The 6,673-nt window shown below is 38.0% G+C and carries 8 protein-coding genes; 6 read left to right on the top strand and 2 right to left on the bottom strand.

Going from position 1 to position 6,673, the window contains the following annotated elements; all coding sequences use genetic code 11:
• The first annotated feature begins 376 nt into the window (after positions 1 to 376).
• A complete protein-coding gene (locus AC1DOS_RS16855; protein WP_477538435.1) occupies positions 377 to 1,066 on the top strand; it encodes a YrrS family protein in 690 nt (229 codons plus the stop codon).
• A 149-nt stretch (positions 1,067 to 1,215) separates the two neighbouring features.
• Positions 1,216 to 1,908 carry a 5'-methylthioadenosine/S-adenosylhomocysteine nucleosidase gene (gene mtnN / locus AC1DOS_RS16850; protein WP_477538434.1) on the top strand — a complete coding sequence of 231 codons (693 nt, stop codon included), beginning with the start codon at positions 1,216 to 1,218 and terminating at the stop codon, positions 1,906 to 1,908.
• 3 nt (positions 1,909 to 1,911) lie between these two features.
• On the opposite strand, the gene sigK is transcribed toward mtnN, so the two are convergent.
• Both sigK and pssA read right to left on the bottom strand, forming a co-directional pair.
• On the bottom strand, positions 1,912 to 2,667 hold the full coding sequence (gene sigK / locus AC1DOS_RS16845; RefSeq protein WP_108586373.1) for an RNA polymerase sporulation sigma factor SigK: 756 nt from the start codon (positions 2,665 to 2,667) through the stop codon (positions 1,912 to 1,914).
• Positions 2,668 to 2,751: 84 nt separating this feature from the next.
• Entirely contained in the window at positions 2,752 to 3,291 is a 540-nt protein-coding gene (pssA, locus tag AC1DOS_RS16840; protein WP_108586372.1) for a CDP-diacylglycerol--serine O-phosphatidyltransferase, read from the bottom strand.
• Positions 3,292 to 3,382: 91 nt separating this feature from the next.
• On the opposite strand from pssA, the gene AC1DOS_RS16835 reads away from it, so the two are divergent.
• The 4 genes from AC1DOS_RS16835 to aroE form a co-directional block, all read left to right on the top strand.
• A complete protein-coding gene (locus tag AC1DOS_RS16835) occupies positions 3,383 to 4,165 on the top strand; it encodes a phosphatidylserine decarboxylase (protein ID WP_477538433.1) in 783 nt (260 codons plus the stop codon).
• Between the two features lie 36 nt (positions 4,166 to 4,201).
• Positions 4,202 to 4,723, top strand: a complete 522-nt coding sequence (locus tag AC1DOS_RS16830; protein ID WP_108586370.1) for a YqeG family HAD IIIA-type phosphatase — start codon at positions 4,202 to 4,204, stop codon at positions 4,721 to 4,723.
• Positions 4,720 to 5,823, top strand: a complete 1,104-nt coding sequence (gene yqeH / locus AC1DOS_RS16825; RefSeq protein ID WP_477538432.1) for a ribosome biogenesis GTPase YqeH — start codon at positions 4,720 to 4,722, stop codon at positions 5,821 to 5,823. Before AC1DOS_RS16830 ends, yqeH begins: the two co-directional genes overlap by 4 nt.
• Positions 5,824 to 5,836: 13 nt before the next feature.
• On the top strand, positions 5,837 to 6,673 hold an 837-nt coding region (aroE, locus tag AC1DOS_RS16820; RefSeq protein ID WP_477538431.1), incomplete at its 3' end, for a shikimate dehydrogenase.

Here is a 6,673-nt window from a genome sequence, read left to right as displayed (position 1 = left end):
GATCAAGTAAAAGTGCTAACACCAGGCGGCGAAATGGACGTTAAGATTACGTCTATAAATTAATATGAATTTTAAATCCACTCCCTAATAGCTGGGAGTGGTTTTTTTTATTTTTACTTTTCTTGATATGCTCTTTTAAAGCATGGTATTATACGACACTTAACTTTCCGACCACTCACGGATAGTTTTCGACCATTCGCCTGGAGATAGACAGCAATCCTCTCCAGGAAGACATTAATTTCTATGTACATCAATTACATGGATTCAAAACCTTTTTCACACAAACTTTCATTAAAATGAAACATTTCTTTAATCTGTTCGTCTAATTTGTCATGACCATTTATGGTATCATGCTGTATATAAGGGGGAGTACGCAATGGAAAACACACAGCGTCGATATACCTCAAGAAGTAATCGACCAAATAAACCAAATCGAACGAACAAAATATTAAATGTACTTATAGGTATCGTTATTGTCCTAATTGTGATTACTAGTGGATTCATTTTCCTCGGTAATGATGATGCTGAACAAGCTAAATCACAAAAATCCGAGTTAGACGTTAGCCAGGCGCAAGATGAACCAGGAGCAACAGGTGTACCCGAGTCAGTTGAATCTTCAGAAGATGTAAGTTCTAAAGAAATTGGATCTGACGAAGATAAAACCGAAAAGAAATCTTCTAAAGAGGAAACTACTAAAAAAGATGCAACGACCGGAGGTACAGTTACTTCAAAACCTTCAGATGACCCAATCGTTGCTGAAAGAGTGGTAAATACCGCTTGGAAACCAGTTGGTACAGAACAAAGTGGTGAACATACATCTGTTTATAGTGAAGGGCATGTGGATTGGACGGAAAAAATAAACGCCATTGCATATACAACAGGCTTATCAGCGGATAAAATGATTGTATGGCGTATTCAAAATGGTGGAGATCCTCAAAAATCCATCGGTGTTGTTTCATCAGAAAATAAAGAAGATAAATATCGTGTGTATTTACAATGGGTAGACGGCGAAGGCTGGAAACCTGAAAAAATGGAAACTTTAAAAACATTAGACGGCRCCTATTGACTTTCGGCGCCGCTTTTATTATTTTTAGGGAAGTGTTTTTCCACCACAGTAAGTGGATAAAAATTATTCGAATATCAGTTTTTTAAAACATGGTCTGCACTGCTGATTGTGCAACTTATGTTTTCTAACCAGAAAAGAGGCGGACATTAATGAAAATAGCAGTTATTGGCGCGATGGAACAAGAAGTTGAAGCATTACGTTTAGCAATTGAAAATCCACAAACTTCAGTCATCGCAAATAGTGAATATACAGAGGGTACATATGCAGGTCATGAAGTGGTATTACTGAAAAGTGGTATTGGGAAAGTAAATGCTGCGATGTCTACAGCCATTTTACTGCATCACTTCAAACCAGATGCTGTGATTAACACAGGTTCAGCTGGTGGATTTGATTCTTTATTAGAAGTAGGAGCAGTTGTAATTTCTGATGAGGTTAGACATCACGACGTGGATGTAACAGCATTCGGTTACGAAATGGGACAAGTTCCTCAGCTTCCTGCAGCGTTCGTGTCAGATTCTAAACTTCGTAAACTTGCAGAAGAGGCAGTAGAAGAACTAGGCCAACATCAATTTGCATCCGGTCTAATTGCAACAGGGGATTCGTTTATGAGTGACCCAGCACGTGTTGAGAGCGTTCGAACACATTTCCCTCACATGAAGGCAGTTGAGATGGAAGCAGCCGCTGTAGCGCAAGTATGTCACCAATTCGACGTACCATTTGTAGTAATCCGTGCGTTGTCAGATATCGCAGGAAAAGAATCATCGATTAGCTTTGATGAATTCTTACCAACTGCAGCTGAACATTCAACTCAAATCGTCTTACATGTTATCAGCAAATTATAGAGTTCAAGTTAAATATTTAGACTGTTGATTGGAGGCTCTTTCGATTTCCAGTGAATCGTAAGAGTTTTTTTCATGTTTAAACAATTGGTATAACTTAACTAAAGCACGCTTTTCAATTCGAGATACATAGCTTCTTGAAATATTTAATTGCTTAGCAATTTGTTTCTGAGTCATGGGCTCGAATTGATGTAACCCATACCTGCGCTCAATAATTTCGATTTCCCGTTTTTCTAGCCGGTCCAAGTGTCGATATAGCCTTGCCATTTGTTCTTTTTGTTCAAGGGTTTGTTGTGCGGTATCATCATCGGTTTGTAGAAGATCTGTAATTTGGAGTGAATGGCCGTCTTTATCGGTACCAATCGGTTCGTAGAGTGATACATCTTTTTGTACTTTTTTCTGTGAACGTAAATGCATGAGAATCTCGTTTTCAATGCAACGTGCTGCGTAAGTAGCGAGGCGTGTTTTTTTATCAGGTGTGTAGCTAGCTACAGCTTTCATTAATCCGATTGTGCCAATAGAAATGTAATCATCGAGTTGTTCGTGTTTTGGATGGAATTTTTTGACGATGTGTGCGACCAAACGCATATTACGTTCAATTAACTCATGTTTCGCTTCTTCATCACCAGCTAAACATCGCTCTACATATATGGCTTCTTCTTCAAGTGAGAGGGGTTTTCTAAAAGCCTGACCTTTCAAATAACCAAGCACAGCAGGGATTTCTATCCACAGTTGTAGGACAGCAGACAATAAACTACTCATGATGCGTGCACCTCCATGTCGTCTTTTGTCACTATATGATAGCGGTTCTAAATGCATGAAAAAAACGACCGCAATTTGCGGTCGTTACACTTTTTTTAAGGTGAATGTACTAATCATTAATATGGCTAAAATCGGTAGGAGAAACATATAAAAAACTGGAGCAAATACAGACAATCCAAAATACGACAACGTCAGTAGGGTTCCTGCGGCGGTAATAGGTAGTCCGGTAAAGTAGCCATCTGATTCCATAATATTAAAGCGCGCTAAGCGAAATGCTCCACATGCAATATAAATGATCGTAAGAACCATTCCAGCTGTTCCAAATTCATATAAATCAACCATATAAATAAGAATTGCAGGAGCAACGCCGAATGAGATAATATCACTCATAGAGTCAAGTTGTTTACCAAGTTCGGATTCTTGACCTAATTTACGAGCAACCATCCCATCAAAACGATCGAGCAGAGCTGCAATAAATATAAACAGAACACTGTAACTATAAGATTCATTTAAAGTAGTCATGATGGAAGCACCACCAAAAGATAAATTACCAATGGTGATCATATTGGCTGTTTGGGATTTCATTTTTTTAATTGTGTGATCCAGTCGATGAAATAGAAACAATGGACGAGACTCCTTCGTGTTTACAGTATTAGTTCATTATACTTCTTTCAACTTAAAAAAGGTAGAGCATATTTAGAACAGGAGGGATTAAGTGAAACAGAGAGTGTACCAATCACTAATTGAATTAACGAATGGCAAATGGTCTTCCCTAGCGATACAACGTTTTGCTAAATCACCAGTGAGTCGCAAAATTATTCCATCATATATACGTACATACCGAATACAAATGGGTGAGGTTTCACAATCTATTGAGGCGTTTCCAACATTACATGATTTTTTTATTCGAAAAATCGATTCTCAACATCGACCAATCGTCGAGGGTGAAATGATTGCCAGTAGTCCTGTAGATGCAAAAGTAGAATCCATCGGTTCCATAACGTCAAATGGAACATTTTTAGTGAAAGAAAAATCGTATACTCTAACTGATCTCCTCGGCAATGTTGAGCATGCCTCTAAATATATTGATGGCACATATATTGTGTTTTATTTGAGTCCTGCCGATTACCATCGCATTCATAGCCCGGTTGATGGTCATGTCAAACAACAAGTTACACTCGGGGAAAAATCATATCCAGTGAACCAAGCGGGATTAACTTATGGAAAAACACCAATTAGTGGAAATTATCGTCAAGTTACACATTTAGTATGTCCAAATACAAAAACTTGCGCTGTCGTAAGTGTGGGAGCAATGCTTGTCAATTCAATTCAAATGACAAACCTATCCCGAGACTGGAAAAAGGGTGAAGAAATAGGTTATTTCACATTTGGTTCGACTGTAGTTTTACTGTTTGAAAAAAATGCGTTTCACGTGGATTCATCTATTATTGCAGGAAGTCGAGTGCGAGTGGGTGAGAAAATCGGTAGTATGTTATAATCATTACAGAAAAAAGGTTGAACGGAGTGTGTCACGGTGTATAGAAAATTTTTACCAAATGAATTTGTGAAAAGTGTATTTGACATTTCACCAGAACGATTGCTCGAAAAAGGGATTCGTGGAATCATAACAGATTTAGACAATACACTTGTCGAATGGGACAGACCAGAGGCAACACCTAAATTGGTGATCTGGTTCAAAAGTATGAAAGATGCAGGGATTCAAGTAACAATTGTATCTAACAACAATGAACTACGAGTTAAATCTTTCGCAGATCCACTCGGAATTCCATTCATATATAGAGCCCGTAAACCAATGGGTAAAGCGTTTCTTAAAGCACTGCATACAATGGATGTAAAACGTGAAGAAGTGGTCGTGATAGGCGATCAACTATTAACGGATGTTGTTGGAGGTAATCGGATAAAATTGCATACCATTTTAGTATTACCTGTCGCTAAATCAGACGGTTTTTTCACCAGATTTAATCGATTGGTTGAACGACGAATTTTTAAAGCGTTAAAAAGAAAAGGATTTGTAACTTGGGAGGAAGAAGTTTGACAACTATACCAACTTGTATCGGATGCGGTACTCAAATACAAACATTAGATCCAAAAGAACCTGGATTTGCACCACCTTCAACATTAGAAAAAGAAGAAATGATTTGCCAACGTTGTTTCCGATTGAAAAATTACAATGAATTACAACCGGTTTCATTAACAGATGATGATTTCTTACGTATTTTAAATGGTCTTGGTAATGAACAAGGACTAATCGTTAAAATCGTCGATATTTTTGATTTCAATGGTAGCTGGTTACCTGGTTTACACCGCTTTGTTGGGAATAATCCAATTCTACTTATTGCCAATAAAGTAGATTTACTCCCGAAGTCAGTTAAGAAACATCGGGTTATCAAATGGTTACAACAAGAAGCTAAAAAACTTGGCTTAAAACCAGTCGAAGTCATGTTAGTTAGTGCTCATAAAGGCACAGGTATGGTTGAAGCAATGGAAGCAATAGATCGCCTTCGAGAAGGAAAGAATGCGTACGTAGTGGGTTGTACAAACGTTGGTAAGTCAACATTTATCAACCGTATCATCAAGCAAGTGACAGGTGAAAAAGAAGTGATTACAACTTCTCACTTCCCAGGAACCACACTTGATTTAATTGAAATTCCTTTAGATGATAACCAATCATTATATGATACGCCGGGGATTATTAATCACCATCAAATGGCGCATTACTTAGATTCATCTGAACTCAAATGGATTACTCCGAAGAATGAAATCAAACCTAAAATATTCCAGTTAAATGCTGGACAAACTTTATTTTTAGGTGGTTTAGCTCGATTTGATTTTATGCAAGGTGAGCGAGCATCATTTACTGTTCATATTTCAAATGAATTAAATATCCATCGTACAAAACTCGACAATGCGGATACCTTATATGCAGAACATTTAGGTGGAATGCTAGCACCACCTTCTGCTGAATTTAAAGATAAATTCCCACCTTTAGTACGTCACGAGTTTTCAATTAAAGCTGAGAAGACGGATATTGTGTTTTCAGGTTTAGGATGGATTACTGTCAATCAACCAAATGTGGTTATAGCAGCGTATGCGCCTAAAGGTGTGGAAATTCAAATACGTCCATCTCTTATCTAGGAGGCATCTGATTTTGAAAAAATGGTACGCAGTAATTGGTGATCCAATCTCTCATTCAATGTCACCAAGTATGCATAGTCAATGGTTTTCCGAATTAACAATTGATGCTACGTACATTCCAGTGCACGTCAAAAAAGAAAAACTAGCAGATGCAGTTGAATCATTAAAATCTCTCGGTGCAAGTGGCTGGAATGTAACCATTCCGCATAAAGAAGCCATTTTGCCATTTTTAGATCATATCGATTCCTCTGCCGAAATAATGGGCGCTGTGAATACAATAGTTGTTGAAGAGAATGGCAGGTTAACGGGGTACAATACAGATGGCAATGGTTTTGTAAACTCTTTAGAAGAAGCGATGGGTTCGAATCTGCAAGAACTACCGATTCTGATTATTGGTGCTGGTGGTGCTGCAAGAGGAATTGCATTCGCTTTAAAAGAAAGAGGATATGTGAATCTTGCATGTGCAAACCGCAGTTTTTCAAATGCACAACGGTTGATCGATGATTTGAAAAGTGGTCGTGCTTTATCTCTTGAACAGGCAGAGACTGAACTTGCAGACTTTCAAATTATCATTCAAACAACACCAGCGGGCATGATAACATCTAATGTTGATATGCCGTTGTCACTAAAAAATGTAACATCTTCAGCAATTGTTGCAGATATTGTGTATAATCCAATATTGACGCCATTTTTAGCTGAAGCAAAAGATCGAGGAGCACGTTGTTTAAATGGAGTGGGCATGTTTGTGCACCAAGGAGCATTGTCATTTCATAAGTGGACAAATCGCAAACCAGATACGAAGCAAACTATAGAGCAAGTCGAACAACTATTAGGAGGTCCACATGTTAAC

This window comes from Paenisporosarcina sp. P5_A11 (genome assembly GCF_056400705.1).
Note: the sequence above shows the minus strand (reverse complement) of the source record. Positions and strands in the feature narration are given on the sequence as shown.